Here is a 26,519-nt window from a genome sequence, read left to right as displayed (position 1 = left end):
GCGCGGGGACGGCACCCGGCGCTGACCCGCACCCGCAGGAGCGGGCCCCGCACACCGCCGCATCCGCGCCACCGCACCACGGAAACCGCCGCCAGACCACGGCACCCGGGCACCGGCCCGCACCCGCACTCGCACCCGCACCCGCAGCAGCGGGCCCCGCACGCCGCCGAATCCGTGTCACCGCGCCACAGAAACCGCCACCCGACCACGCCACCGGGCTCGGACCCGCCCCCGAGCCCGCGCCCGCCGAAGCCGCCCGACATCACGAGTGACCCGCGAGCCTGAGAGTCCCCCGCACCCCACGCCCGCAGGAGCCGCCCCGCCCTGCCCCGCACCCGCGGCGCCCCGGAGACCTCGCCCCGCACGAACCGCTCCCGCCCCGCAGGGTCCCTCAGCGCCCCAGTGGTTCACCCCCCGCGAGCAGTCCCGCCACCCGGCGGGCCGTTGCCGCGTCGCGGGCCGCTGTGAAGGGCAGGGTGTTGCCGCCTGTTATGCGGAACGGCTCGCCGGTGAGGGTGAGGTGGGTGCCGCCCGCTTCCTCGACCAGGAGCAGTCCGGCCGCGTGGTCCCAGGCGGCCTCCCAGGAGAAGGCCGTGGCGTCCAACTCGCCCCGGGCGATGGCGAGATACTCCAGGCCGGCCGATCCGCACGCGCGCGGTGCGACGCCGTCCGACCACAGCGCCAGCAGGGCGCGCTTCTGCTCGTCGGTGGTGTAGTCGGGGTGGGACGTGGCCACCGTAAGGTCGCGGCCGGGCTCGGGCGGGCCGGCGAACAGGCGCTCGCCGTCCAGGAACGCGCCGCCGCCGCGGACGGCCGTGGCCATCTGGTCACGGGCCGGGGCGTACGTCCAGGACGCGAGCAGGACGCCGCGCCGGGCGAGCGCGACCAGGGTGCAGAAGCCGTCGTCGCCGTGCACGAACTGCCGTGTCCCGTCGACCGGGTCGACTATCCAGACCGGCGCGTCGCCCTGTATCGCCTCGTACGTCGCCGGGTCGGCGTGCACCGCCTCCTCGCCGACGACCACCGAGCCGGGCAGGAGCGCGCCGAGGGCCTTCGTGAGGAACAGCTCGGCGTTGCGGTCGGCGTCCGTCACCAGGTCGTGCGGGCCGCTCTTCTGGTCGACCTCGTGCGTGGCGAGCTGCCGGAAGCGGGGCAGGATCTCGGCCGCGGCGGCATTGCGGAGCGCCTCCGCCACGTCGGCCGAGTGGCGGGCGAGAAACTCGTCGATGGTTTCCGTTTCTTCGATCATGTCTCCATGAGAGCACGCCCCACTGACAATCCCCGGCCCGCCGGTGCACACCGGGTGGAATCGGGATGAAGAGCCGGGATGCCGCAACCCGGGATGGGCGAGGTACGCGGGGTCAGCGGCCCACCGCGTACCCCTGCATCCCGCGCGGGTTCGCGGCGGCCGACAGGATCCCGCTCTCCGGGTCGCGGGCGACCGCGCACAGCCGGCCCTCGGACCACGGGTCGCCGAGGGTGACGTCATGGCCGCGCCGCCGCAGCTCCTCCACCACCTCCGCCGGCATCCGGGACTCCACGGTGACGCTGCCCGGCCGCATCCCGCGCGGGTAGAAGGAACCGGGGAAGGCGTCGTTGTGCCAGTTCGGGGCGTCGATCGCGCCCTGGAGGTCGAGTCCGCCGCGCACCCGCGCGCGGAGCGCGACGGCCAGGAAGAAGTGCAGTTGCCACTGGTCCTGCTGGTCGCCCCCGGGCGTGCCGAACGCCAGCACCGGCACCCCGTCGCGCAGCGCGATCGAGGGGGTCAGGGTGGTGCGGGGGCGGCGGCCGGGCGTCAGCGAGTTCGGCAGGCCGTCCTCCAGCCAGGTCATCTGGAGCCGGGTGCCGAGCGGGAAGCCCAGCTCGGGCACGACCGGGTTGGACTGGAGCCAGCCGCCGCTGGGCGTGGCCGCGACCATGTTGCCCCAGCGGTCGACGACGTCGAGGTGGCAGGTGTCGCCCCGGGTGAGCCCCTCCCCCGTCACCGCCGGCTCGCCGGGCAACGTCACCGCCGGCTCCCCCGGCCCCGGCGAGGCAGGCCCCTTGGCGACCGTCGGCTCGCCCGCGCCCATCGGGCTGAAGCCAGGATCGTCGCCCGCGACCACGTACGCGTGCGGACTGAGCCGCGGCGGGCGCCCGCCGGGGCTGCCGGGCCGCAGCTCGTACGACGCCTTGTCGCCGATCAGCGCGCGCCGCTGCGCGTTGTAGCCGGCGGCGAGCAGCTCGCCGAGCGGGACCTCGGCCGCGTCGCCGTACCAGGCCTCGCGGTCGGCCATGGCGAGCTTGCAGCCCTCGATCAGGAGGTGGACGTAGTCGGCGGAGCCGTACGCGGGCAGTTCGGGCGGGAGCAGGGCGAGCTGCTGGAGGAGGGCCGGGCCCTGGCTCCAGGGGCCGGCCTTGCACACGGTCCAGCCGTTCCAGTCGTAGGTCGCGGGCGTCTCGTAGGTCGCGGACCAGCCGGCGAGGTCGGCGGCCGTGAGGGTGCCGGTGTGGCGCTCGCCGCTGGTGTCCAGGGTGGGCCGGGCGGCCTGCCGGACGAGCGCCTCGGCGACGAACCCGGTCCGCCACACCTCCCGCGCGGCCTCGATCTCCGCCTCCCGGCCGCCCGCCCCTGCGGTCTCGGCGAGCAGCCGCCGCCAGGTGGCGGCGAGGGCGGGGTTGCGCAGCAGCTCGCCGGGGCGGGGCGACCGCCCGCCCGGCAGGTACACCTCCGCCGACGAGGTCCACTCCGTCTCGAACAGTTCCCGTACGGTCTCGACGGTCGCGCCGACGTTCTCCACGGGCGCGTGCCCGTGCTCGGCGTACCCGATGGCGTACTTCAGGACGTCGGCGAGGGACTTGGTGCCGTGGTCGCGCAGCAGGAGCAGCCAGGCGTCGAACGCGCCGGGCACGGCGGCGGCGAGCGGTCCGGTGCCGGGGACGAGGTCCAGGCCCAGCCCCCGGTAGTGCGCGACCGTCGCGCCCGTCGGCGCGACCCCCTGCCCGCACAGCACCCGCACCTCGCCGCCCGCCGGGGCGAGCAGGATCGGCACCTCGCCCGCCGGGCCGTTGAGGTGCGGTTCGACGACGTGCAGGACGAAGGCGCCGGCCACGGCGGCGTCGTAGGCGTTGCCGCCGTCCTCCAGGACGGCCATCGCCGACTGGGAGGCCAGCCAGTGCGTCGAGGACACCATGCCGAACGTTCCCTGGAGGGTGGGTCGGGTGGTGAACATCTGGGCTCTCACCTCGCTGTTTACGCGCGCCAACTGGTCGGATCCGCACTCAGGGCCGGTACGGGGGAGAGTCCGGGAAGTCAGGGCCGGAGCTCTCCGCCCCCGCTCCCTGCGCGGGCTGCGGATCGCCCGCCAGGGCCGTGGAGATGCTGCGGACCAGCGGATGCCGGTGGGTCGCGGCCAGCAGTTCCAGCCACTCCAGCGGGTCGCCGCTGGCTCCGATGCCCTCACTCGAAGGTTCCGGGTCCCTGGTCGGCGGTGTCGCGGGCTGCGTCAGGGATGCCCGCGCGACGGCGCAGCGCAGGACTACGGCCTCGGTGGCCGCCGCCAGCCGCGGGCCGGTGAACCCGTGCGCGGAGAGCTGCTCCCGCGCCGCCGTCTCGGCGGCGGTGCTGCGGAACGGGTCGAGGGCGAGGATCGCGTCACTGATCTCGATCACGTACCGGTACAGCACGAGTTCGGGCTCGGTGCGCAGTGGGGCAGGCAGGGGAAGGACGACCTGGGGTACGGCATCGCCCAGCATCCGCCACAGCGGTTCGAGGCGGCGCAGTCTGCGGCGGTCGGCTCGTGCGCGCCGCCCCTTCACCAGGCCCGGCCAGGCGATCCCCGCGCAGGACAGCAACAGGGAACCCGTCAGCAGGGCCTGTGTGGTGGGCACGACGACGGAGTCCGCGAGCAACGGGATGCCGGAGTCGCGCAGGGCCAGATAGGCGCACCGGTGCAGGACGTAGACGAGGGCCGTCGCGGAGCCCGCGCCCATCAGGCTGAGGGAGGTCCGCAGGGGGCCCGGCGGGGCCTGCCTGCGGTACCGCAGGCACATCACCCCGACCGCGGTCACACCCCAGAACACGTAACCGAGGTAGACCGCCCAGTAGGCGATAACGGCCACGGAGTGGCCAGTGGTCAGAAGGTACTGCTCACCGTCCGGGCGGGCTGCCAGAAAGAACGCCGCACTCATGGCGACCGCGACGGCCGGAAGCGGCAGCCAGTGGCGGCGCCTGCGGCCGGGAGCAGCGTCGGCTGCGGCGGACGTCTGACGCACGAACCCGATCAGGCACGTGATCGCCGCCATTCCGAGCAGCTGACTGAGGAGATTGGTGATGCTCTGGACACCGGTGACGGAGTCGATCACCCGACGCACCGCCGGGACCCCCACGGCGATCGACAGAGTGAACAGGGCGACGAGTCCGGCGAGCAGCCGGGAGGGCTCGGACCCCGGTACGGCACGGTTGCGCAGCGCGCGGTGGGCGGTGTGCACCGTGAGGTAGCACATCGGAACGAGCACGACGACCTCGTACGGTCGGATGGCCGTCATCGAGGGCGCTCCGATCCGAGGGCGCGGGCCAGCCGGTCGAGGACCTCGGACCCGTTGTGCACCGGCGCAACGCCACGTGATCCGCCGGTGCACCGCTGATGGATCAGCGTGGCCATCAGCTCGGCCTGCTGCTCCTGCAGTGCGGTGTAGTCGGTGCGGCCGCGGGCGAGCAGCCTTCGCACCATGGCGGGATCGAGGCCGGGGAAGAGTGCTTCCATTCCGGGCCAGGGTGTGGCGCCGTCGCCGTCGCGCTCCGTCGTGTGGTCGAGCAGGAGATGGGATATCTCGTGCAGGATGATGTGCCGCTGGTGGAAGGCGCTGGTGGACGTCTCGTAGAAGATGTGGTCGGCGTGGCCGAGGCTGATCCACAGGCCGCACAGGTTGGCGACGGCTCCCGCCTGTTTCGGCAGCGGGGACAGGGTCAGCCGCCTCCCGTGCTGCTGTTCGATCGCGGCGCACAGCGCTTCGACCGTCAGGGCCTGGGCCTGTCCGAGCGGGAGGCCGTCCAGGATGATGTCGCACCGGGTGCGAAAGTCGGACCAGGGGTCTGTCTCCGACCGGATGCCGTCCTGCACCGCACCTCTTCCCTCGACCGCTCGGTGCCGTGCCGAGCGGCCACAGCCTGTTCGATGGAAGTCTAAGCCTCCCGTCCGTCCTGCTGTCGCGCCTGGTCGGCCGAGTGTTCGACGAGGCCGCGGACCACGTCCAGGCCGTGGACGGAGAGGGTGGCCACCGCCGCCGCGCGCAGGGCGACCGCCTTGACGTCGTTGTTGCGCATGGCCGTGATGAGGGCGAGTTGGGCCATGGTCTGGTCGGCGACGGCGTCGTCGACGAAGTAGCCGACCGGCACGCCGAAGAAGTCGGCGAGCGCACGCAGCGTTCCGATGGTGGGGTTGGGCGCCTTCGCGTTCACCAGCATCGACAGCCGGCCCACCGAGAGCGACACCCCTCCCGGCTCGTCGACCGCCTTGATGCCGTCGACCACCTCCTGAAGGGTGTGGCGTCTGCCCAGCGGCTGCACATGCTCGAAGAGGTACTCGAGTCGGGCGGCCAGCCGCCGTCCTTCGGTCTCACTCACTGCTCGCTCACCTCTCGAAGCCTCCTGCCGTACGGGCATTATCCAGTGCGCCGTGTGCGCGGTGCCGGTACCGGGGGTCCGCCACCGCTCGCGGACCGGTCACGGCCTCGCGAGAAGCTCTGTTTTCCGATGGCTGCGGCCTCGCCATCCGGTGGATACCCCAGACGGGCGACAGCACATAAACATGCACTGGTCTAGACGGGCCAGGACTGCGGAGGCTCGCTAGACGTTTGGTGTGACAGGAGTGATGCATCACAGGAGAGTAATCCTTTCACTTAAGTGAAACTCGCTGCTAGTGTTGCGCAAGTCAGCCGCCCTGCCGAGCAGGTGCCCGACGGTTACTCAGACCGAGTCCTGGGAGGGGAACATGAGGAAGAAGACAGCAGCCGTGCTCGCGTGCGCTGCGGCCCTTGTCGCGCTCGGGTCGCCGCCGGCGTCGGCGGCTGGGGAGACGGCCACCAACAAGCGCACGCAGTACATCGCCAAGTACCCGGCCACCAATGCGCACTCATGCATCAACCGGCGCATCTACCTGGCATCGGACTGGTACACGTGGCGCCTTACAGGCCTGGAGACCGGCGCGGCCGACCGGTCGATCTACCTGGCGTCGGGCTGGTACGCGTGGCAGGACTGCCTGGACTACCTCGGCCCGGGCTCCTATGACCAGGACAGCAGCCTGGACCCCGAAAACCCGGCCTACGACACCGTCCGATTCTCGGTCTTCGACTACAGCGTCGGCCGCGACTACTACTGGGGAAGCTCGCTCACCCCGTCGTAGCCGTGCGCCATCGGGCCGCCGCGACCGGGAAGCATCCGCCGGCGGCCCCCACGCGTGGCCCTGCCGCGCCATCACCATGCCGCGCCGCGCCGGCGCCGCGCCATCACCACGCCGCGCCGCGCCGCGCCGCCGCCACGCTGCGGCACCGCGTCGGCGTCCGGGCGTCGGCCCGCCACCCGGCTCGAGGCGCCCTGAGCCACCCCCCGAACCCCACCGCGGCAACCAACCCGCGTTTCTCGCAAACCGCGCTCGCACCCGCACCGGAGATCTGTCATGCCTATGTCATTCACGCGCCGTCGGTACCGCACCGCTGCCGCGGTGGGCTCGGGGCTGCTGGCGATCGCCGCCACCTACGTCGTGATCCAGACCAGCGCCGACGCGGCCGACGTTCCCACCCGGCCGGACCGGGCCGCCGTGCAGCCGGAAGCGGCAGCCCCGCGAACCCCGTCCGCCACCGCGGCCTCATCCGGCGCACCGGGCGTCCTCGCCGCAACTCCGACCACCGCGCCTTCCGCACCACCCAAAACGCAGCAGCCGGCGCCGAGTCGGAGCCAGACCGCAGACATCCCGCTCACCGGAACCCAGGTCGCCGCCACAGCGCTGCCCGACCAGAAGGAGAAGCGCTGGCGGCCCATCTCCGCACCCGTGACACAGCCACTCGACCGGGCCTTCGGCCTCAACGAGTGCGTGTCCGTGCCGGGAGCCGTCGACTGGCAGCAGCAGGGCTTCATCAGCGCCCAGAGCACGCCCGCCGTCCAGGACACGCTGTCCTTCCCCGACGAGGCAGCGGCCCGCGCCGCCTACCTCGGCGTCCTCGACGCCATGAAGGGCTGCGCCGAGAAGAGCCGCGCCCTGCAAAAGGAGTACAAGCTCCCCGAGGACGCCGTGGTCCGCCAGACGGCCGACACCCGCAGCGGCACCGCGTGGATGCGGCGCTGGACCGGAGTGCAGGGCTTCTCCGCCCCCGGCGACCAGACCAACCACGTGTATGCCGTGCAGCACGGCCAGGTACTGGCGCTCCTGCACTTCGACGAATGGGACGCGAAGGCCGCGCCCTCCTACGACCTCAGCGGGGACGCCGCCGTGCTGCGAACGCTCGGCGCACAGCTCGCCGGCTGACCCGCCCTCCCTACAAGCACCTCCACCTCACAACCCGAGGAGTACAGCCATGTCCCGCACCCGTTCCCGTGTTGCCCGCAGCACGACCTTCCTGCTCGCCGCCGGGCTCGCCATGACGACCCTGGCCGCCACAGCACCAACCGCCCAGGCCGCCTCATCGGTCGCCGGCCCGATCACCCGCGCCGAGATCATCTCCCGCGCCCAGAACTGGGTCGACGAGGCCGTCCCCTACAACCAGGGGACCTCGTACCCCGACCCGCAGGGACGCAACTACCGCATGGACTGCTCCGGTTACGTGTCCATGGCCTGGCACGCGGACCAGAGCTACACCACCTGGACCCTGCCGAACGTCTCCACCGAGGTCAGCAAGAGCAGCCTGCTGCCGGGCGACGCCCTCAACTACTCCGAGGAGCACGTCATCCTCTTCGGCAACTGGATCGACAAGAGCGCCGGCACCTTCAAGTACTTCGCCGAGCAGAACTCCACCGTCGTCACCAACACCTACACCGGAAACCTCAACTCCAGTTCTCTCGCGGGCTGGCCGACCAGCGTCTACAAGGGTCTGCGCTACGACAAGACCACGTCCGGCCAGGACGGTATCGGGATGTGGGACACCTACAACCGCTACTTCCACCTGCGCAACTCCCCCAACGCCGGTGCCAACGACCGTGACTTCGTCTACGGCGGCGCGGGAATGACCCCGCTCACGGGCAACTGGGACGGCCAGGGCGCCGACGGCGTCGGCATGTGGGACCCCACCAACCACACCTTCTACCTCCGCAACTCACCCAACGCCGGCGGCAACGACTACGAAGTCAGCTTCGGCAGCATCGGCGACATCCCCGTCGTCGGCGACTGGGACGGCAACGGCACCGACACCATCGGCGTCTGGCGCCCCTCCAACCACACCTTCTACCTCCGCAACTCCAACACCCCCGGCGCCGCCGACAAGACCTTCGCCTACGGCGGAGACGGCATGATCCCCCTCGCCGGCGACTGGGACGGCATCGGCACCGACGGCATCGGCATGTACGACCCCGCCACCCACATGGTCTACCTGCGCAACTCACCCAACGCCGGCGGCAACGACTTCCAGTTCGGCTACGGCACCACCGGCGACAAGCCCGTCGTCGGCGACTACGACGGAGACGGCAAGGACACCGTCGCCATCTGGCGCCCCAGCAACCACAACTTCTACATCAACAACCAGAACACCAACAACGACGCCGACTACAACTTCGCCTACGGCGGCGACGACATGATCCCCCTCGCCGGCGACTGGGACGGACAGTAGGAGCCGGCTGCGGGCCCTCGAAGCAGTGCTCAACGGCCCGCAGCCGTTCCGTGCCCGGTGCCGATTTCGGATCAAGATCGTGAGAGGCGGACTCACACATGCAACGTCACACTCCATGGTGTCTCATGAGGAGATGCCTGGTGGCGGCGGGAGGCGGGGTGGTGCTCCTGGCGTCGATGCTCGTCCCCGCGTCCCAGGCGGCCAAAACCGGCGCGACGGCCGTGCCGACGGCGGCCGTCGCGGCGGCGACGCCCACGGCGTCCCCCATGGCGCAGACGGGGCCGGGCAACATCATCGACCGGTCGCAGGACACCTACATCAGCAACGTGGACAATGCCGACCACTCACAGGGACGAATCCTGCACGTCGGTACGCCCGACAAGGGCACCACGAAGTACCGCAGCTTCATGCGTTTCGACGTCTCCAAGCTCCGCGGTGCCCCGATCTCGAAGGCCACCCTGCGGGTCTACAACTCCTACGTCTCCGACTGCGCCGCGAAGGCGTGGATGGGCGTCTACCCGGTGACCAAGCCCTGGGACCAGTCCACCATCACATGGGCCAATCAGCCGACCGTCGGTGCGGGCAAGGGCACCTGGTTCGGTATCGGCAACACGAACTGCCCCGTCGTACCGAACAAGACCAACCCCGCCGCATCCAACGGTATCCAGCGCATCGACGTCACCGACTGGGTGAAGGCCTGGGCCGACGACGCCTCGTTCCCGAACTACGGCATCAGGTTCTCGGCACAGGAGGACGTCAGCACCGGCTACAAGGACTTCTGTTCCATGGACCCGGTGTCGGCCGACTCCGCGTGCAACGCCGCGTACAACGCGCCGACGCTGGAGGTCGAGTTCAACACGGGCTCCACGCCGATCATCTCCGGGAACGCCCACGGCAAGCCGTACCCGGGCGGCCGCCCTGCGGCACACGCGGCGCTGGAGTTCCTGGACTCCGCCGACCCGGACGTCTGGCCGGCCTCCGGCCCGTACCAGCGGTGGATCCCCGACGCCGACCACTCGGTCTTCGACACCACGCTGAAGGGTGACGACTGGGAAGGCGGCACCTCACACAAGCTGCGCCCCGGCGGCACCTACGGCGGACAGGTCCTGGTCACCGGTGACGGCCCCAGCGGCTTCATCGGCGTGATCCCGTACCCGTCGCTCGCCGGCTACCACTGGGCGATCAACGTGGGCGAACCGAGCGACGTGCACGGGGTCGAGATGCTCCCCGACGGCACGGTCATCGCCGCCTTCGCCTCGCGGGTCTTCGGTTCCGCGGGGATCGCCGGCGGGCTCGCGGTCTACTCCAAAGCGCAGGGCGCGCCGGGCAATTGGAGTGCCACGCCCGTCCAGGCCACGTCCCTCGCCGGGGCGCACGAGGTCCTCTACGACCCGAGCAGCAACTCGGTGTGGGCCGTCGGCGACGAGCTTCTGGTCCGGTACGACTACGTCGACGGCCGGCTCAAGTGGGGGAAGTCCTGGCCCCTGCCCCAACAGGCCGGCGCGAAGAAGGCGTACGGTCACGACCTCACCCCGGTCTACGGCAACCCGGACCGGCTGTGGGTCGGCGCCAACGCCGGCATGGTCCAGTTCTCCAAGAGCGGCGCCACCGACTGCTACGACGACTCCCAGGGCACCTGGCCGCTGCCGCAGTACGTCACCGGTGCCGAGAACCACTGGTGCACGAACTACGCCAACCGGGCCGAGGTGACCAAGCGCACCCTCATCAAGAGCGTCGGCAACGACCCCATCACCGGCCGTGTGATCTCCACCTGCTCCCAAGGGTGCCCCGAGACACAGACGAACCCGGACACCAACATCTGGGAGACCGCGATCATCCGAATCATCCCCACCAGCGGCCCGCAGTCCCTCGCGTCGTACTCCACCGACGACCGGCGCTACAAAGCCACTTGGGCCGTACCCGCCTACCAGTGAGTCGAGTACGGACCCGCAGTGCTCCACCCAGCCGTGCCCCGGAACCCGTACGACCAGGCTCCGGGGCACGGGCCTGGTTACGCCGCGGCGGCCCCGGAGTCACCCCCGACGCCCGGCGGACGACCCGTCGCGCCGCCCGACCACACCTATGTCGCATGAAGTACCGATATGCCAGATAGGTCCAGGCTCCTTGGTCACCGCGCCGCCACGGAGCGAGTTCGCACTTCCGCCCCACAGGGAGTCGTGTGACACTGGCGTCCCCTGTCCGCACTGCGGACGTCGTCCGCACCGTCCCCCACGAAAGTGCGTCGTGCGCTCACTCCCACTGCCGCTCGCCCTCACCGCACGTCTGACCCCGGTGGCCGTGCTGGCCTGCGCGGGCTGGGCCATGTCGTCCGGTCCGCTGACCGACACGCAGGACACCGCGGGCAAGGACACCCAGCAGACCCAGTCCGAGAAGGCGTCGTCCGGCCCCTCCACGGCGCCCGCGTCCAAGACGTACTCCGCCGCGCCCGTCCCCTGCACCAGCGTGACCGCGAAGACGCTCACCGCACTCGTGCCGGGGGCCAAGACGGCCGGCAAGGAGATCCCGTCGACGGACGTCGACCTGCGCCGCACCTGCTCCTGGAACGCGCTCAAGGGCTACGACTACCGGTGGCTCGACATCTCCTTCGAGATCACGGACTCGGACGAGGCGGCGCAGAGTTCGTACAAGGAGCGCATCGGGGAGAAGAGCGGCGGCGGGGTGGTCCCCGGGCTCGGGAACGCGGCCTACTCCGTCGTGAACCTCACGACCGAGGACAAGCAGCAGACCCGGGAGGGCGTCGTCATCGCCCAGGTGTCCAACGCGCTGGTCGTCGTCAACTACAACGGCAGCGACTTCGAGACGAAGAAGGCGCCCGGCACCGACGAGATCAACAAGGGTGCGATCAAGGCCGCGAAGGAAGCGGTGGCCGCTCTGCAGAACGGCCGGAAGAGCTGAACCGCTCCTCCGGCCGTCCCCGTTGCACCCCGCGCGTCAGGCGGCGTCTGCCTCCTGTCGTCCGCGCGGCAGCATCAGCGCCAGGTAGAGCACCATCGAGGTGCCGAGTCCGACCGCCCAGCCGTAGTCGGCGAGGGGTTCCAGTGCCGGGACGGGCCGCCCGTCGAACAGCGGCTTGAAGCTCGCGCCGCCGACCGCGAGGACGCCACCGACGAGGAAGGCCACCACGGCCCGCCAGTTCCAGCCGGCGTCGTACCAGTAGCGGCCGCCCGTGCGGTACAGGTCGGTCAGGTCGAGCTTGCCTCGGCGCAGGATCCAGTAGTCGGCGATGAGGATGCCGGCGACCGTGCCGAGCAGACCGCCGACCAGACCGAGCCAGGTGAAGATGTAGCCCTGCGGGTCGGAGTACAGCTTCCACGGGAAGATCAGCACGCCGAGGACGCTGGTCACGAGGGCGCCGGTGCGGAAACTGATCTTCCGGGGCGCGATGTTGGAGAAGTCGAAGGCCGGCGAGACCAGGTTGGCCGCGATGTTCACGGACAGGGTCGCCACCAGCACGGTCACCAGCGCGAACAGCAGCCCGAAGACGTTGTCCGTCTTGGCGGCGAGCTGTACCGGGTCCCAGATCGTCTCGCCGTAGACGGCCTGCGAACCGGAGGTGACCATCACCGACAGCAGCGCGAAGAGCGTCATGGTCGTGGGCAGGCCGAGGGCCTGTCCCCAGGTCTGCGCCTTCTGCGACTTTCCGTACCGGGTGAAGTCCGGGATGTTCAGCGACAGCGTCGACCAGAAACCGATCATGCCCATCAGGGACGGCCAGAACAGTTTCCAGAAGTCGCCGCCCCAGCCGAGCTTGGAGGGCTGGTCGAGCAACGGGCCGAAACCGCCTGCCTTGTTGCTCATCCAGATCAGCATCACCAGCGCGCCGACCAGGACGAAGGGCGCCGCCCAGTTCTCGAAGCGGCGGATCGTCTCCATGCCCCGGTAGATGATGGCGACCTGGATCGCCCAGAAGATGGCGAACGACAGCCACATCGTCCAGGCGTAGCCGCCGATCTTCCCGGCGTCGCTCCAGCCGTTGCCGATGAGTTTCCCGGCGAGGAAGTAGATCGCCTCGCCGCCGATCCAGGTCTGGATACCGAACCAGCCGCAGGCCACCAACGCCCGTACGACGGCAGGCAGGTTGGCGCCCCGGATGCCGAAGGAGGCGCGGGCGAAGACCGGGAAGGGGATGCCGTACTTCGGTCCGGCGTGCCCGGTGAGGAGCATCGGGACCAGCACGATCAGGTTGGCCAGCGCGATGGTGAACACCGCCTGCTTCCAGTCCATGCCGACGGCGATCAGACCGGAAGCGAGCGTCCACGACGCCGTGTTGTGGGCCATGCCGACCCACAGCGCGGAGAAGTTGTACGTCGTCCAGGTGCGCTTCTCGACCGGGACCGGGAGCAGGTCCTCGTTGGCGTAGGGGCCGCTGGGCTGCGGCGAACCGGGGGCGATCTCCACCCGGCCGTCGGCGAGGGTGACTTGGGCGGTCGGCGGTATCGCCGTGGGAGCGGTGTCGGTCATGGGCAGGCCAATCAAACGAGGGGCGGATCCGGAAAGGCCGTGCGGGGTCTCCGGGCCCCCTCCCCGGGGACGGTGGGGAGGGGAGAACTGGAGTGGGGGGATGGGGAGTTGATCTTTGGCGGGTCGAACCTCGGGACGGGGGTCAGCCGTTGACCGCCGGGATGACCGTCGTGCCGTACACGTCGATGACCTTCTCCTGCGCGTCGTGCATGTCGTACACGGCGAACTGGTCGACGCCCAGCTCGCGCAGCGCGTTCAGCTTCTCGATGTGCTTCTCGACGGGGCCGATGAGGCAGAACCGGTCGACGATCTCGTCGGGCACGAAGTCGGTGTCGGGGTTGTCGGCGCGTCCGTGGTGCGAGTAGTCGTACCCCTCACGGGCCTTGATGTAGTCCGTGAGTTCGTCGGGTACGGCGGCCGAGTGCTCACCGTACTTGGACACCAGGTCGGCGACGTGGTTGCCGACCATCCCGCCGAACCACCGGCACTGGTCGCGGGCGTGGGCGAGCGCCTCGGGCGAGTCGTCGTCGGTGACGTACGCCGGGGCGGCGACGCAGATCTTCACCTCGGACGGGTCGCGGCCGGCGGCGACGGCCGCGTCCTTGACCGCCTTCACCATGTACTCGGTGAGGTACAGGTCGGCGAGCTGGAGGATGAAGCCGTCGGCCTCCTCGCCGGTCATCTTCAGCGCCTTGGGGCCGTACGCGGCCATCCAGACGGGGAGCCGGGCGTCCTCCTTGATCCAGGGGAACCTGACGACCGTACCGCCGAGGTCGGCCTCCCGGCCCGAGCCGAGGGCCCGGATGACCTTCATGGCCTCGCTGATCCGGGCGAGGGTGTTCGGGGCGCGGCCCGCGACGCGCATCGCGGAGTCGCCGCGGCCGATGCCGCACACCGTGCGGTTGCCGAACATGTCGTTGAGGGTGGCGAAGGTGGAGGCGGTGACCTCCCAGGTGCGGGTGCCCGGGTTGGTGACCATGGTCCCGACCGTCAACTTGCTGGTGTTCGCGAGGATCTGACTGTAGATCACGAACGGTTCCTGCCACAGCACCGCGGAGTCGAAGGTCCAGCCGTGACTGAAGCCGTTGCGCTCGGCGCGCTTCATCAGGCTGACGACCTTCGAGGCCGGCGGGTCGGTCTGCAGGACGAGTCCGAAGTCCATGAGCGCTGCTCCTAGTCGGGCCTAGTTGAGGTACTGGCAGGTGGCACGCGGGGTGTAGAGGCCGTGCCCGGCGTGTCCCGTGTACTCCCGCTCGGTGATGACGAGTTCGCCCCGCGACAGGACCGTCTCGACGCGGCCGGTGAGGCGTCTGCCCTCGTACGCCGAGTAGTCGACGTTCATGTGGTGGGTGTCGGCGGAGATGATCTGCTCGGCGTTCGGGTCGTAGATGACGACGTCGGCGTCGGCGCCCGGGGCGATGGTGCCCTTCTTCGGGTACATGCCGAACATCCGGGCGGGGGTGGCGCAGGCGATCTCGATCCAGCGGCGGCGGCTGATGCGCCCCTCGACGACGCCCTGGTGGAGCAGGTCCATGCGGTTCTCGACGCCCGGCAGGCCGTTGGGGATCTTCGAGAAGTCGCCCCGGCCCAGCTCCTTCTGGCCCACGAAGCAGAAGGGGCAGTGGTCGGTGGAGACGACCTGGAGGTCGTTGGTCCGCAGGCCCTGCCACAGCTTGGCCTGGTGCTCCTTGGGCCGCAGCGGGGTGCTGCACACGTATTTGGAGCCCTCGAAGTCGGGCTCCGCGAGGTTGTCCGTCGACAGGAACAGGTACTGCGGGCAGGTCTCGCCGAAGACGTTCAGGCCCTCGTCGCGGGCCTTGGCGAGTTCCGCGAGCGCCTCCATCGCCGACACGTGCACCACGTACAGCGGGGCGCCCGCGACCTGCGCGAGCTTGATCGCGCGGTGCGTGGCCTCGGCCTCGAGCAGCGCCTTGCGCACCTCGCCGTGGTAGCGGGGATCCGTCTCGCCGCGCGCCAGCGCCTGTTCGACGAGGACGTCGATGGCGATGCCGTTCTCCGCGTGCATCATGATCAGCGCGCCGTTCGCGGCGGAGCGCTGCATGGCGCGCAGGATCTGGCCGTCGTCGCTGTAGAAGACGCCGGGGTAGGCCATGAACTGCTTGAAGGAGGTCACGCCCTCCTGGACCAGCAGGTCCATCTCCTTCAGCGTGCCCTCGTTCACGTCGGAGACGATCATGTGGAAGCCGTAGTCGATCGCGCAGTTGCCCTCCGCCTTGGCGTGCCAGGCGTCCAGGCCCTCGCGCAGGCTGTGTCCGACGCTCTGCACGGCGAAGTCGACGACGGTCGTCGTACCGCCCCAGGCGGCGGCCCTGGTGCCGGTCTCGAAGGTGTCGGAGGCGAAGGTGCCGCCGAACGGCAGCTCCATGTGCGTGTGGGCGTCGACCCCGCCCGGGATCACGTACTTCCCGGTGGCGTCGATCACCCTCTCGGCGGTCCAGGCCTCGGCGGCGGAGGTGCCGGAGGCGGCGAGGGCGGCGATCCGGCCGTCCTCGATCAGGACGTCGGCATGGATCTCGTCGGACGCGGTGATGACGAGTCCGCCACGGATGACGGTTCGGCTGCTCATACTCCCTCTCCTACCGTGTTCAACACTGGTGTGGCGTAAGCCGGTTCGGCCCCGCCGGCCCGATCCCCGTGCACCGGGCCGACGGGTGTTCCGGTTACGGTGCGGTCAGCGGGGGGTATGCGTCGGGGCGGCGGTCCCGGTAGAACTGCCAGCGGTCGCGGACCTCGCGCAGCTTGGCCATATCGAGGTCGCGGACGACGAGTTCGCTCTCCTTGTCGCTGGCCACCTCCCCGACGAACTGGGCCTCCGGGTCCACGAAGTACGAGGTCCCGTAGAAGTCGTTGGCGCCGAGCTCCTCGACGCCGACCCGGTTGATCGCGCCGACGAAGTACTCGTTGGCGACCGCGGCCGCCGGCTGCTCCAACTGCCACAGGTAGGCGGACAGTCCGCGTGAGGTCGCCGACGGGTTGAAGACGATCTCCGCGCCCGCCAGCCCCAACGCCCGCCAGCCCTCCGGGAAGTGGCGGTCGTAGCAGATGTAGACGCCGATCTTGCCGACGGCCGTGTCGAAGATCGGCCAGCCGACGTTCCCGGGGCGGAAGTAGAACTTCTCCCAGAAGCCTTCGACCTGCGGGATGTGGTGCTTGCGGTACTTGCCGAGGTAGGAGCCGTCGGCGTCGATCACGGCGGCGGTGTTGTAGAGGACGCCGGGCTGCTCCTCCTCGTACATCGGCAGCACCAGGACGATGCCGTGTTCCCGGGCGAGTGCCTGGAAGCGCTCGACGATGGGGCCGTCGGGGATCCGCTCGGCGTACTCGTAGAACTGCGGGTCCTGGACCTGGCAGAAGTACGGTCCGTAGAACAGCTCCTGGAAACAGAGCACTTGAGCGCCCTGGGCGGCCGCGTCGCGCACCGCCTGCTCGTGCACCTGGATCATCGACTCCTTGTCGCCGGTCCAGGCCGTCTGGAATATCGCGGCACGGATCACTCTGCTCATCGGGACCTCCGGTCGCTCGGTGTGCGAGAAGGCTAGAAAGTCCGAAAGCAGGCTTTGAGATGCACCGTGTCACGTCTGCGGGCGTCCGGCATGCCACCGTGTCACGTCGTCGTCGGCCCATGTTTCACCGCCGTTTTCCCAGGTCGTCGCATGTTTCAGGGCTGTTGCGCGTCGTGCGCGAGGAGCGCGATGTGCACGGACGCGGCCTGTTCGAAGTCGTCGAGGTCCACGCCCAGCCGCCCTTCTATCGCCTCCAGCCTGCGGTACAGCGCGGGCCGGGAGACGTGGTGGAGCTGGGCGGTGCGGGACTTGTTGCGGCCGGTGGCCAGATAGGTCCGCAGGACGGCGAGCAGGTCGTCCCCGGCCGCGCACAGCAGCCCGTCCAGCTCCCGTTCCGCGAAGGACTGCACGCGCGGGTCGTCGCGCAACAGCCGTACCAGGCCCCGCAGATGGACGTCCTTGAGGTGGACGACGGCCGGCAGGTCGAGGGCGGCCGGGGAGTCGGCCACGGCGTCCGCGACATGCTGGGCCTCGCGCAGCCCGGCGGGCACGTCGTCCCAGACGATGCGCGCCTCGGCCGCCGCGACGACCGTGCGGGGCTCGCCCGACTCGGTCCGCAGCCGGGCGGCGAAGTGCGCGGCGAGCGCGTCGGCGTCCTGGTCGCGGGCGAGGCTCAGCAGCACCGCCGTCGCCCCCTCGGCGAGTTCTGCGACCAGCCCCGGCAGGCCCAACAGGCGGAGCATCCGGTCGAGTTGGGCCGGGTCTGCGTCCCGCACGACCAGCGGGACGAAGGTGCGCCGGTTGACGGGGAGACCGGCCGCCCGGGCCCGGGGCAGCAGTTGGCGAGCGGGTACGACGCCGGAGATCAGGTCGGTGAGCAGGCTCTGCGCGGACTGCTCCTCCCAGGTGTGGGTGGAGGTGCCGCCGAGCATGCGGTGCAGGACGAGGGCCTCGGCGGCCCGGTCGGCCAGCAGCCGTCCGCCCGCCGTGTCGCCGCGATGCCCGCACAGCACGATCTGCCCCCACCGCTCGCCGCGTCCGCCGAGTTCGGCGCGGATCCAGCCGTCGCCCTCGCTGCCGCCGGCCTGCCGGGCGATGCGCTCCCAGTCCCGCAGCACGTCGTCGACCGCCGACCGCTCCCCCGCCGTCGCCAGCACCCGGTGGGCGAGGTTGGTGACGACGACGGGACAGCCGGCGTGCTGGGCGACCACGTCGAGCAGCAGTTGCAGCGGGGCGCCCGCGGTGATCAGCCCGGTGAGCGCGGTCCGTACCGCCTCCGACAGGCTGACGGCGGCGTACTTGCGCCGGACCAGCCGGGACTGCACCTCCTCCGTCAACTCTGCGAAGGGGAACGGCCGGTGGAGCACGACCATCGGCAGCCCGCACCGCTCGGCGGCCCGCCGCATCACGTCCGGCGGGGCGGGGAAGGCACGGCCCAGGCCCAGCACCACGGCCGCGGCCTCGGCCCGGTGCAGGGACTGGATGTACTCGGTCTGCGCGCTCTCGTCGCCGGCCAGCAGGACGCCGGTGGTGAGGACCATCTCGCCGCCGCTGAGCATGACGCCGACGTCCGCGGCCTCGGCGACGTGCACCCAGCGCACCGGCCGGTCGAGCTGGGCCGCGCCGGCCACCACCTCGGGCTCCCCGGCCAACACCCGTTCCAGGGCGAGGACCTGACGGACCGACAGGGCGGGTTCCAGGGGCTCAACGGGGCCCCAGGGCTCCAGGGTGATGGTCATGGCGTCGTGTTCCCTTGCTTGCCCTTCGTGTCCTCGGACCGGCGCTACTGCGTGGCCCGCAGCGCGCTTTCGAGGATCGCGGCGCCCTCCTCGGCCTCCGCCACGGTCAGGGACAGCGGCGGGGCGATGCGCAGGACGCTGGTGCTGTGGCCGCCGCCCTTGCCGATCAGCAGCCCGTCGGCGCGGGCCGCCTCCAGCACGGCGGACGCCCGGTCCGGGTCGGCCAGATCGGTGCCGGGCCTGGTCAGCTCGACGCCGATCATCAGCCCGCGCCCGCGTACCTCCCGGACGCCGGGGTCGTGGGCGGCGACGCCCCGCAGCCGCTCGATGAGCAGACCGCCGACCCGCCGGGAGTTGCCCTGGAGGTCGTGTTCCAGCAGGTAGCCGAGGTTGGCGAGGCCGGCCGCCATGGTCACCTGGGTGCCGCCGAACGTGGAGATGCTGTTGGCGTCCAGGCAGTTCATGATCTCGGAGCGGGCGATGACACCGCCGATGGACATGCCGTTGCCGATGCCCTTGGCGAACGTGACGATGTCCGGCGGGCCGTTCTGCGCGTGCGCCTGCCAGCCCCAGAAGTGCTCGCCGGTGCGGCCCCAGCCGGTCTGCACCTCGTCGGCGATCCACAGGATGCCGTGCGCGTCCAGCACCTCGCGGAACGCGGCGTACAGCCCGTCCGGCGGTGACGTGAAGCCGCCGACCCCCTGGATGGGCTCGGCGATGAGGGCGGCGGGCGCGCGGGTGTGGCCGAGCAGGTCCTTCAGGTCCTCGACGCAGGCGGCGACGAACTCGGCGTCGCTCAGGTCGGCGAAGGGGCCGCGCCCGCGCACCCCGCCGTGCACGTACAGCGTCTGCAGCGGGGACAGCGAGGTCGGCGACCAGCCGCGGTTGCCGGTGATGCCGACCGCGCTGAAGGAACGCCCGTGGTAGCTGTTGCGCATCGCGAGGACGGTGTTGCTGCGCCGGTAGGTGGTGGCGAGCAGCAGCGCCGTGTCGTTGGCCTCGGTGCCCGAGGTGGTGAAGAAGACGCGGGCGTCGGGGATGCCGCTGATGTGCGCGACGCGCTCGGCGAGGTCGACCATGGGCCGGTTGAGGTAGAGCGTGGACGAATGGTTGATCCGTCCGGCCTGCTCGCTCACCGCCTTCGCCACCTCGGGCAGCGCGTGCGCGGTCATCGTGGTGAGGATGCCGCCGAAGAAGTCGAGGTACTTGTTCCCGGCGGCGTCCCAGACGTGCCGGCCCTCGCCGTGGGTGATCTCCAGCGGCTCCTCGTAGTAGAGGGCGAGCCAGTCCGGCAGGACGTTCCGGTGGCGGGCGTAGAGGTCGCTCACGGCTTCACCAGTCCTTCGTAGGCGTCGGGGCGGCGGTCGCGGTAGAAGGCCCACTGCTGGCGGACCTCCTCGACCAGGTCGAAGTCGAGGTCGCGGACGAGGAGTTCCTCGTCCTTCCCGCTCGCGACCTCGCCGACGAACTGACCGCGCGGGTCGACGAAGTACGAGGTCCCGTAGAAGTCGTTGTCGCCGTACTCCTCGACGCCGACCCGGTTGATCGCGGCGACGAAGTACTCGTTGGCGACCGCGGCGGCGGGCTGCTCCAACTGCCAGAGGTGGGCGGAGAGGCCGCGGTGGGTGGCGGACGGGTTGTAGACCAACTGGGCTCCGTTGAGCCCGAGTTGACGCCAGCCCTCCGGGAAGTGGCGGTCGTAGCAGATGTAGACGCCGACCTTGCCGACGGCCGTGTCGAAGACCGGCCAGCCGAGGTTGCCGGGCTTGAAGTAGTACTTCTCCCAGAAGCCCTTCACCTGCGGGATGTGGTGCTTGCGGTACTTGCCGAGGTAGGAGCCGTCGGCGTCGATCACGGCGGCGGTGTTGTAGTAGAAACCGGACTGCTCGACCTCGAAGACCGGCACGACGATCGCCATGCCCGTCTCGCGCGCGAGCTCCTGCATACGACGCACGGTCGGCCCGTCGGGGACCGGCTCGGCCCAGCGGTAGTGCTCCGGCTCCTGGACCTGACAGAAGTAGGGAGCGTTGAAGACCTCCTGGAACCCGATGATCTTCGCGCCCCGGCGGGCCGCCTCGCGGGCATGCTCCTCGTGTTTCGCCACCATGGACTCGGTGTCGCCGGTCCAGGTGGCCTGGACCAGTGCGGCACGTACGACGTTGGCCATGAGCTGCTCCTTCGACGGGACGTCAGAGCCTCTACGCCCGTAGACAATGGTCGTAGAGGGATGAACGTAAGCCTCCGGGAGAGGCTTGCCAAGACCATCGTCGTTAACCCGCGAAGTCGATCGCGTTTCACACTCCGGTGGGTGAGTCGCGACGCGCACGGCGTACGCGGGCACCGGAGCGCGGGCGGGGCGCCGGTCAGGCGGTGAAGCCCGCGACCCGCAGGGCGTGCACCAGGTCCCAGCGGCGTTCCTCGGAGACGGCCCGGGCCGCCTCCAGCAGCAGCGGGACGAGGGTCCGCGGATCCGGGGCGGCGCTGCGCGCGGCCTCCTCGGGGGTGCGGACGCGGACGTAGGCGTCGAGCAGCGCGGCGGCCTCGCGCCGCCTGCCGTCCGCGACCAGGCCGAGGACGGCCGTACCGATCTCGGCGGCCGGGCGGGCGACGCCCTGCCGCAGGATCTGCTCGCCGTCGGTCGTACGCCCCACGGCGACCAGCGCGTCGGCCGCGGCGACGAGCCGGTCGGCGGGCAGCGAGGCGGCCTCCCAGAGCAGGGTGGTCCAGTCGGCGGTGAGCCCGGCGCGCTGCAGTTCGGCCGCGAGCAGCGGGATACGGGCGGCCGGCCAGTACGCGAGCTCGACAAGCAGAGCGTGCGCCTCCCCACTGCGCCCCTCCCCGCGCAGCCCCACCAACCGCCGCACCACCTCGACGGCCTCCCGCCGAGCCGCCGGATCCAACGGCTCCCGCTGCGGCTCGGACACCCGGTCGACACTCTCGGCAGCCCCGGCAAAGCGAGCCCCACGCGGACTACGCCGAGGGGCCGCTGCGGGCGCGGGCACCACCGACTCGGCGGCGGGCGGCACGACGCCTGCGCCCGCGTCCTCCTCCTCGACCAACCCGGCGAACCGGGCACTACCACGACGCCGCTTGCGCTGCTTGGGCACGGACGCCGGGGCGGGAGCGGGAGCGGTGGTGGGTGCGGCGGCGGGGTAGCCCTGGACGGGGTCACTCTGGGCGCGGGCGGACTCGGCAGCCGTCGGCGCACCGGCGGAGTCGTAGGCGGCGACCCCGGCGCCTGGCGCGGGACCGGCTGTGCGGTAACCGCTCCGGGCATCGTAGGCACGGCCGGCACCGTCGTCGGGGGCGGCGCGGCCAGCGTCGTAGGCGGCGACCCCGGTGCCCGGCGCAGGACCGGCAGCGCGATACCCACTACGGGCGTCATAGGCGCGACCCGCGTCGTCGGCCGGGGCGGTGGGGTTCGTGACAACGTTCCCCGTCTGCGGGGGACTTGTGGTGGGTGGCGGGAGGCGGTCCAGCTCCGCCATGCGGTGGCGGAGTTCGGCGCAGCGGGCGGTGGCGCGTTCGTGGTCGTCGTGGGCCCAGGCGAGGTCGAGGCGGACGGCGTCGGCCTGTTCGCGGGTGCCGGCGGCGGCCAGTCGGCGGCCCAGGTCGGCCAACCGCTCGGCGGCGTAACGCTGTTCGCGGTGCATGACGTCGAGCCGGTCCCCGAGGGCGTCGCGGCCGCCGGGCAGGGCGGCGAGTGCGGCGGCGTGCAAGGGCCGTACGCGCTGGGCCTCTTGAGCGGCGGCATCGGTGCCGTACTCGGCGGCGAAGTCCTGGAGCACCGCCTCCACCACGTCCCAGGGCGGCACTTCACGTCCGTCGAGGCAGGCCCGCATGCCGTCGGGATCGCGCTGCCAGAACACCGCGCACCAGCCCGCGTTTTGGTCCAGGCGCGCCAGCAGCCCGCCCAAATGGCTCGCGAACTCCCGCACCCGGACCGGGAGTTGATGCACATCCATCGCTCGACTCCCGCCCCGACCGGAACAATCCAGCTCGTAGAAAACACCATTCGTGTTACAGCGCGGTCACGTCAAGTTCTCAGAGCGGACGCGGCGGGCCCCATTGCACGATCTTGACCCGTGACACGTCGGCGGGCGGCCGGTTCCGGACATCACGCCGGCCTCATATCGCGTCAGATCGGCGTCACGCCGGGGCGAGCACGCACAGTCCCGCCAGTTCGTCCATCGACAGGCCGAGCACCCGGGCGAGCGCGGCGACGGTGAAGAACGCCGGGGTGGGCGCCCGGCCGGTCTCGATCTTGCGGAGGGTCTCGGCGGAGAGGCCGGCCCGCGCCGCGATCTCGGTCATGCTCCGGTCGCCGCGCGCGGCGCGCAGCAGCCGCCCGAGCCGCTCGCCGCGTTCGCGCTCTTCAGGGGTCAAGGGGGTACGCACCATGGCACCATTCTAATACCGGTATAGTAATTGGCATGGTTGAGCTGAAGACGGACACATCGATCGACGCCATGTACGAGGCCGGACAGGTCGTCGCACGAGCCCTGACGGCCGTGCGCGAGGCCGCTGACGTGGGCGTTTCCCTGCTGGAGCTGGACGAGCTGGCACACGGGGTGCTGCGCGGGGCGGGGGCGACGTCGCCGTTCCTCGGCTACCGCCCGTCCTTCGCCGCGACGCCCTTCCCGGCGGTGCTCTGCACGTCCGTGAACGACGCGATCGTGCACGGCATCCCCACCGGCTACCGGCTGCGCGACGGCGACCTGCTCTCCGCCGACTTCGGCGCCGAGCTGAACGGCTGGGTCGGCGACTCCGCCATCAGCTTCACCGTCGGCACCCCCCGCCCGGCGGACGTCCGGCTGATCGAGACCGCCGAGCGCGCTCTCGCGGCCGGCATCGAGGCGGCGGTCGTCGGCAACCGAGTCGGCGACATCGCGCACGCGATCGGCACGGTGTGCCGGGCGGCGGGGTACGGCATCCCGGACGGCTTCGGGGGCCACGGCATCGGCCGCCACATGCACGAGGACCCCTCGATCCCGAACGAGGGCCGCCCCCACCGCGGCTTCCCGCTGCGCCACGGCATGGTCATCGCGATCGAGCCGATGCTGATCGCCGGCGGCAAGGACACCTACCACGAGGCCCCCGACGGCTGGACCCTCCGAACCAACGACACCTCAAGAGCGGCCCACGCAGAACACACGGTCGCGATCACGAAGAGCGGCCCAAGGGTCCTGACCGAGAGGCGTTAAGCGGCCCCACCCAGGGGCGCGGGGCTGTATCGACGTGCGGCTCCGCCGCGTGGGCGCGACCAGCCACATCCGGCCCGCAGCCGCCGTCCAACACCAATCCGCCAGGACATGCCGCTTAAAAGGGATCGTGCCATGGTGGTTCACGGGCCCTTACCCCACCCCACAACCACAGCGCCGCAGGCAAGGGCACCCGCGTCCGACCGGTACCGTCGATCGAACGGAACGCCATGACCAGCGGCTTCACCGGCCCGGAGGGCTACGGCGACCCCTTCGGCGAATTCCTGGCCCGCTTCTTCGGCGGGCCCCGCCCCGGCCCCCGCCAGATCAACATAGGCCAGCTCCTCAGCGCCCCCGCGAGGGAGCTCGTCCGCGGCGCGGCCCAGTACGCCGCCGAACACGGCAGCCGCGACCTGGACACCGAGCACCTCCTGCGCGCGGCCCTCACGGCGGAGCCGACCCGTACGCTGCTCAGCCGGGCCGGCGCCGACCCCGACTCGCTCGCGACGCAGATCGACGAGCGTTCGGGCCCGGTCCAGCACCCGCCGGGCGAGGTGCCGCCGCCCACCTCGCTGTCCCTGACCCCGGCCGCCAAGCGCGCCCTGCTGGACGCCCACGAGCTGGCCCGTTCCCGGGGCGCGGGGCACATCGGCCCGGAGCACGTGCTCAGCGCCCTCGCCGCGAACCCGGACTCGGCGGCCGGGCACATCCTCAACGCGGCGCGCTTCGCCGCCACGGGCATGCCGCCCGCGGACCCGGACGCCGCCCAGGCCACCCGCGCGGCGGACGGCCGGCGGCCCAGCGGCACGCCCACCCTCGACAAGTTCGGCCGTGATCTCACCGAGCTGGCCCGCGAGGGCCGCATCGACCCGGTGATCGGCCGGGACGACGAGATCGAGCAGACCATCGAGGTGCTCTCGCGGCGCGGCAAGAACAACCCGGTGCTGATCGGTGACGCGGGCGTCGGCAAGACCGCCCTGGTGGAGGGGCTGGCGCAGCGGATCGCGGAGGGCGACGTGCCGGACAACCTCGCCGCGCGGCGGGTGGTCGCCCTGGACCTGGCGGGCGTGGTCGCGGGCACCCGCTACCGCGGCGACTTCGAGGAGCGGCTGAACACCATCGTCGGCGAGATCCGCGCGCACTCCGACCAGTTGATCGTCTTCATCGACGAACTGCACACGGTCGTCGGCGCGGGCGGGGGCGGCGAGGGCGGTTCGATGGACGCCGGGAACATCCTCAAACCGGCCCTGGCACGGGGCGAGTTGCACATCGTGGGCGCGACGACGCTGGAGGAGTTCCGGCGGATCGAGAAGGACGCGGCGCTGGCCCGCCGGTTCCAGCCGATCCTGGTCCCGGAGCCGTCCGTCGCGGACGCGCTGGAGATTTTGCGCGGGCTGCGCGACCGCTACGAGGCCCACCACCAGGTCCGCTACACCGACGCGGCGCTCGTCGCGGCCGTGGAGCTGTCCGACCGCTATCTCACCGACCGCCACCTGCCGGACAAGGCGATCGACCTGATCGACCAGGCGGGCGCCCGGGTGCGGCTCGTCGCCCGCACGAAGGGCACGGACGTACGGGCGATGGAGCGCGAGGTCGAGCAGCTCGCCCTCGACAAGGACCAGGCCGCCGCGGCCGAGCAGTACGAGCAGGCCACTCAACTACGGGACCGTATCGTCGAGTTGAGGCGGCGCATCGCGGACGTGAGCGATGAGGAGGCGGCCGACGAGGGGCGGCTGGAGGTGACCGCCGAGGCCGTCGCCGAGGTGGTGTCCCGGCAGACCGGTATTCCGGTGGCCAGCCTCACGCAGGACGAGAAGGACCGGCTGCTCGCCCTGGAGGAGCATCTGCACGAGCGGGTCGTCGGCCAGGAGGAGGCGGTGCGGGTCGTCGCGGACGCGGTGCTGCGTTCGCGGGCGGGCCTGTCGAGCCCGGACCGGCCGATCGGCAGTTTCCTGTTCCTCGGCCCGACCGGCGTGGGGAAGACCGAACTCGCCCGCGCGCTGGCGCAGGCGCTGTTCGGCAGCGAGGAGCGCATGGTGCGGCTCGACATGAGCGAGTACCAGGAGCGGCACACGGTGAGCCGTCTGGTGGGCGCCCCGCCCGGCTACGTCGGCCACGAGGAGGCCGGGCAGTTGACGGAGGTCGTCCGCCGGCACCCGTACTCGCTGCTGCTGCTCGACGAGGTGGAGAAGGCGCACCCGGACGTCTTCAACATCCTGCTCCAGGTTCTCGACGACGGCCGGCTCACCGATTCGCAGGGCCGCACGGTCGACTTCACCAACACGGTGATCGTGATGACCAGCAACCTGGGGTCGGAGGCGATCACCCGGCGCGGCGCGGGCCTCGGCTTCGGGTCGGGGGGCGCGGACGCCGACGAAGAGGCGCGGCGCGAGCGGATCCTGCGGCCGTTGCGCGAGCACTTCCGGCCGGAGTTCCTCAACCGGATCGACGAGATCGTCGTCTTCCGTCAGCTCACCGGTGAGCAACTGCGGCGGATCACCGACCTGTTGCTGGAGAAGACGCGCCGACTGGTGCACGCGAAGGGCATCACGGTCGAGTTCGGCGACACGGCCGTCGACTGGCTCGCCGAGCGCGGCTACCAACCCGAGTACGGCGCCCGGCCGTTGCGTCGCACGATCCAGCGGGAGGTGGACAACGAGCTGTCGCGGCTGCTGCTCGACGGGCGGGTCGCGGAGGGCGACCGGGTGCGGGTGGAGGTCGAGGACGGGCGGCTCGCGTTCCACACGCGGCCGCCCGTCCCGACGTCCTGACCCGTC

At 71.2% G+C, this 26,519-nt stretch carries 22 protein-coding genes; 7 read left to right on the top strand and 15 right to left on the bottom strand.

Annotated features, from left to right (window positions below; genetic code table 11):
- Positions 1-391 precede the first annotated feature (391 nt).
- From BMZ82_RS04830 to BMZ82_RS04810, 5 genes are all read right to left on the bottom strand, one after another.
- Positions 392-1,249 (bottom strand): inositol monophosphatase family protein, encoded by an 858-nt coding sequence (locus BMZ82_RS04830; protein ID WP_093772038.1) that lies wholly within the window; start codon positions 1,247-1,249, stop codon positions 392-394.
- A 112-nt stretch (positions 1,250-1,361) separates the two neighbouring features.
- Positions 1,362-3,212 carry a gamma-glutamyltransferase family protein gene (locus tag BMZ82_RS04825; RefSeq protein ID WP_093772036.1) on the bottom strand — a complete coding sequence of 617 codons (1,851 nt, stop codon included), beginning with the start codon at positions 3,210-3,212 and terminating at the stop codon, positions 1,362-1,364.
- A gap of 49 nt (positions 3,213-3,261) precedes the next feature.
- Positions 3,262-4,527, bottom strand: a complete 1,266-nt coding sequence (locus tag BMZ82_RS04820; RefSeq protein ID WP_093772034.1) for an MAB_1171c family putative transporter — start codon at positions 4,525-4,527, stop codon at positions 3,262-3,264.
- On the bottom strand, positions 4,524-5,102 hold the full coding sequence (locus BMZ82_RS04815; RefSeq protein ID WP_093772032.1) for a hypothetical protein: 579 nt from the start codon (positions 5,100-5,102) through the stop codon (positions 4,524-4,526). Before BMZ82_RS04815 ends, BMZ82_RS04820 begins: the two co-directional genes overlap by 4 nt.
- Before the next feature lie 62 nt (positions 5,103-5,164).
- Positions 5,165-5,605 carry a helix-turn-helix domain-containing protein gene (locus BMZ82_RS04810; protein ID WP_093772030.1) on the bottom strand — a complete coding sequence of 147 codons (441 nt, stop codon included), beginning with the start codon at positions 5,603-5,605 and terminating at the stop codon, positions 5,165-5,167.
- Between the two features lie 367 nt (positions 5,606-5,972).
- Between BMZ82_RS04810 and BMZ82_RS04805 the strand changes: the two genes are divergently transcribed.
- Complete coding sequence (locus BMZ82_RS04805; RefSeq protein WP_143098827.1) at positions 5,973-6,383, top strand: hypothetical protein; 411 nt, start codon at positions 5,973-5,975, stop codon at positions 6,381-6,383.
- Between the two features lie 71 nt (positions 6,384-6,454).
- On the opposite strand, the gene BMZ82_RS41600 is transcribed toward BMZ82_RS04805, so the two are convergent.
- The gene (locus BMZ82_RS41600) at positions 6,455-6,583 is read right to left on the bottom strand and encodes a hypothetical protein (protein ID WP_256251766.1); all 129 of its coding nucleotides are present in this window, start codon (positions 6,581-6,583) and stop codon (positions 6,455-6,457) included.
- 73 nt (positions 6,584-6,656) lie between these two features.
- Here BMZ82_RS41600 and BMZ82_RS04800 point away from each other — a divergent pair, with 73 nt between their 5' ends.
- The 4 genes from BMZ82_RS04800 to BMZ82_RS04785 all read left to right on the top strand — a co-directional run bounded on the left by BMZ82_RS04800 (position 6,657) and on the right by BMZ82_RS04785 (position 11,712).
- Positions 6,657-7,502, top strand: coding sequence for a hypothetical protein (locus BMZ82_RS04800; protein ID WP_256251765.1), 846 nt, complete (start codon positions 6,657-6,659; stop codon positions 7,500-7,502).
- Positions 7,503-7,551: 49 nt separating this feature from the next.
- Positions 7,552-8,796: an NlpC/P60 family protein gene (locus BMZ82_RS04795; RefSeq protein ID WP_093772026.1), complete on the top strand. Its 1,245-nt coding sequence runs from the start codon at positions 7,552-7,554 to the stop codon at positions 8,794-8,796.
- Between the two features lie 140 nt (positions 8,797-8,936).
- Complete coding sequence (locus BMZ82_RS04790; RefSeq protein WP_093772024.1) at positions 8,937-10,730, top strand: DNRLRE domain-containing protein; 1,794 nt, start codon at positions 8,937-8,939, stop codon at positions 10,728-10,730.
- Positions 10,731-11,040: 310 nt separating this feature from the next.
- A complete protein-coding gene (locus BMZ82_RS04785) occupies positions 11,041-11,712 on the top strand; it encodes a hypothetical protein (RefSeq protein WP_093772022.1) in 672 nt (223 codons plus the stop codon).
- Between the two features lie 36 nt (positions 11,713-11,748).
- On the opposite strand, the gene BMZ82_RS04780 is transcribed toward BMZ82_RS04785, so the two are convergent.
- The 9 genes from BMZ82_RS04780 to BMZ82_RS04740 form a co-directional block, all read right to left on the bottom strand.
- Positions 11,749-13,278: an NCS1 family nucleobase:cation symporter-1 gene (locus BMZ82_RS04780; protein WP_177244392.1), complete on the bottom strand. Its 1,530-nt coding sequence runs from the start codon at positions 13,276-13,278 to the stop codon at positions 11,749-11,751.
- Positions 13,279-13,420: 142 nt separating this feature from the next.
- Positions 13,421-14,440 carry a TIGR03842 family LLM class F420-dependent oxidoreductase gene (locus BMZ82_RS04775; protein ID WP_093772019.1) on the bottom strand — a complete coding sequence of 340 codons (1,020 nt, stop codon included), beginning with the start codon at positions 14,438-14,440 and terminating at the stop codon, positions 13,421-13,423.
- 21 nt (positions 14,441-14,461) lie between these two features.
- On the bottom strand, positions 14,462-15,865 hold the full coding sequence (gene hydA, locus BMZ82_RS04770; RefSeq protein ID WP_093772017.1) for a dihydropyrimidinase: 1,404 nt from the start codon (positions 15,863-15,865) through the stop codon (positions 14,462-14,464).
- Positions 15,866-15,959: 94 nt separating this feature from the next.
- Positions 15,960-16,802, bottom strand: coding sequence for a nitrilase-related carbon-nitrogen hydrolase (locus BMZ82_RS04765; RefSeq protein WP_093772015.1), 843 nt, complete (start codon positions 16,800-16,802; stop codon positions 15,960-15,962).
- Positions 16,803-16,957: 155 nt separating this feature from the next.
- Positions 16,958-18,541 carry a PucR family transcriptional regulator gene (locus tag BMZ82_RS04760; protein ID WP_093772014.1) on the bottom strand — a complete coding sequence of 528 codons (1,584 nt, stop codon included), beginning with the start codon at positions 18,539-18,541 and terminating at the stop codon, positions 16,958-16,960.
- A 44-nt stretch (positions 18,542-18,585) separates the two neighbouring features.
- Entirely contained in the window at positions 18,586-19,869 is a 1,284-nt protein-coding gene (locus BMZ82_RS04755) for an aspartate aminotransferase family protein (protein ID WP_093772012.1), read from the bottom strand.
- Positions 19,866-20,708, bottom strand: coding sequence for a nitrilase-related carbon-nitrogen hydrolase (locus tag BMZ82_RS04750; protein ID WP_093772010.1), 843 nt, complete (start codon positions 20,706-20,708; stop codon positions 19,866-19,868). Before BMZ82_RS04750 ends, BMZ82_RS04755 begins: the two co-directional genes overlap by 4 nt.
- Positions 20,709-20,904: 196 nt before the next feature.
- Complete coding sequence (locus BMZ82_RS04745; RefSeq protein WP_093772009.1) at positions 20,905-22,506, bottom strand: hypothetical protein; 1,602 nt, start codon at positions 22,504-22,506, stop codon at positions 20,905-20,907.
- Positions 22,507-22,690: 184 nt separating this feature from the next.
- Entirely contained in the window at positions 22,691-22,942 is a 252-nt protein-coding gene (locus tag BMZ82_RS04740; RefSeq protein ID WP_093772007.1) for a helix-turn-helix domain-containing protein, read from the bottom strand.
- A 32-nt stretch (positions 22,943-22,974) separates the two neighbouring features.
- On the opposite strand from BMZ82_RS04740, the gene map reads away from it, so the two are divergent.
- Both map and BMZ82_RS04730 read left to right on the top strand, forming a co-directional pair.
- Complete coding sequence (map, locus tag BMZ82_RS04735; protein WP_093772005.1) at positions 22,975-23,745, top strand: type I methionyl aminopeptidase; 771 nt, start codon at positions 22,975-22,977, stop codon at positions 23,743-23,745.
- A 227-nt stretch (positions 23,746-23,972) separates the two neighbouring features.
- Positions 23,973-26,513 (top strand): ATP-dependent Clp protease ATP-binding subunit, encoded by a 2,541-nt coding sequence (locus BMZ82_RS04730; protein ID WP_093772003.1) that lies wholly within the window; start codon positions 23,973-23,975, stop codon positions 26,511-26,513.
- Positions 26,514-26,519: the final 6 nt, after the last annotated feature.

Origin of the sequence: Streptomyces sp. yr375, from assembly GCF_900110755.1 — a bacterium.
Classification (GTDB): Bacteria; Actinomycetota; Actinomycetes; order Streptomycetales; family Streptomycetaceae; genus Streptomyces.
This window is presented reverse-complemented; position numbering and strand designations above follow the sequence as displayed.

Bases quoted from the DNA above. Each gene is read 5' to 3' on its own strand.
- BMZ82_RS04830 (WP_093772038.1), bottom strand. From the start codon at position 1,249: ATGATCGAAGAAACGGAAACCATCGACGAGTTTCTCGCCCGCCACTCG.
- BMZ82_RS04825 (WP_093772036.1), bottom strand. From the start codon at position 3,212: ATGTTCACCACCCGACCCACCCTCCAGGGAACGTTCGGCATGGTGTCC.
- BMZ82_RS04820 (WP_093772034.1), bottom strand. From the start codon at position 4,527: ATGACGGCCATCCGACCGTACGAGGTCGTCGTGCTCGTTCCGATGTGC.
- BMZ82_RS04805 (WP_143098827.1), top strand. From the start codon at position 5,973: ATGAGGAAGAAGACAGCAGCCGTGCTCGCGTGCGCTGCGGCCCTTGTC.
- BMZ82_RS04800 (WP_256251765.1), top strand. From the start codon at position 6,657: ATGCCTATGTCATTCACGCGCCGTCGGTACCGCACCGCTGCCGCGGTG.
- BMZ82_RS04795 (WP_093772026.1), top strand. From the start codon at position 7,552: ATGTCCCGCACCCGTTCCCGTGTTGCCCGCAGCACGACCTTCCTGCTC.
- BMZ82_RS04780 (WP_177244392.1), bottom strand. From the start codon at position 13,278: ATGACCGACACCGCTCCCACGGCGATACCGCCGACCGCCCAAGTCACC.
- BMZ82_RS04775 (WP_093772019.1), bottom strand. From the start codon at position 14,440: ATGGACTTCGGACTCGTCCTGCAGACCGACCCGCCGGCCTCGAAGGTC.
- hydA (WP_093772017.1), bottom strand. From the start codon at position 15,865: ATGAGCAGCCGAACCGTCATCCGTGGCGGACTCGTCATCACCGCGTCC.
- BMZ82_RS04765 (WP_093772015.1), bottom strand. From the start codon at position 16,802: ATGAGCAGAGTGATCCGTGCCGCGATATTCCAGACGGCCTGGACCGGC.
- BMZ82_RS04760 (WP_093772014.1), bottom strand. From the start codon at position 18,541: ATGACCATCACCCTGGAGCCCTGGGGCCCCGTTGAGCCCCTGGAACCC.
- BMZ82_RS04750 (WP_093772010.1), bottom strand. From the start codon at position 20,708: ATGGCCAACGTCGTACGTGCCGCACTGGTCCAGGCCACCTGGACCGGC.
- BMZ82_RS04745 (WP_093772009.1), bottom strand. From the start codon at position 22,506: ATGGATGTGCATCAACTCCCGGTCCGGGTGCGGGAGTTCGCGAGCCAT.
- BMZ82_RS04740 (WP_093772007.1), bottom strand. From the start codon at position 22,942: ATGGTGCGTACCCCCTTGACCCCTGAAGAGCGCGAACGCGGCGAGCGG.
- map (WP_093772005.1), top strand. From the start codon at position 22,975: ATGGTTGAGCTGAAGACGGACACATCGATCGACGCCATGTACGAGGCC.
- BMZ82_RS04730 (WP_093772003.1), top strand. From the start codon at position 23,973: ATGACCAGCGGCTTCACCGGCCCGGAGGGCTACGGCGACCCCTTCGGC.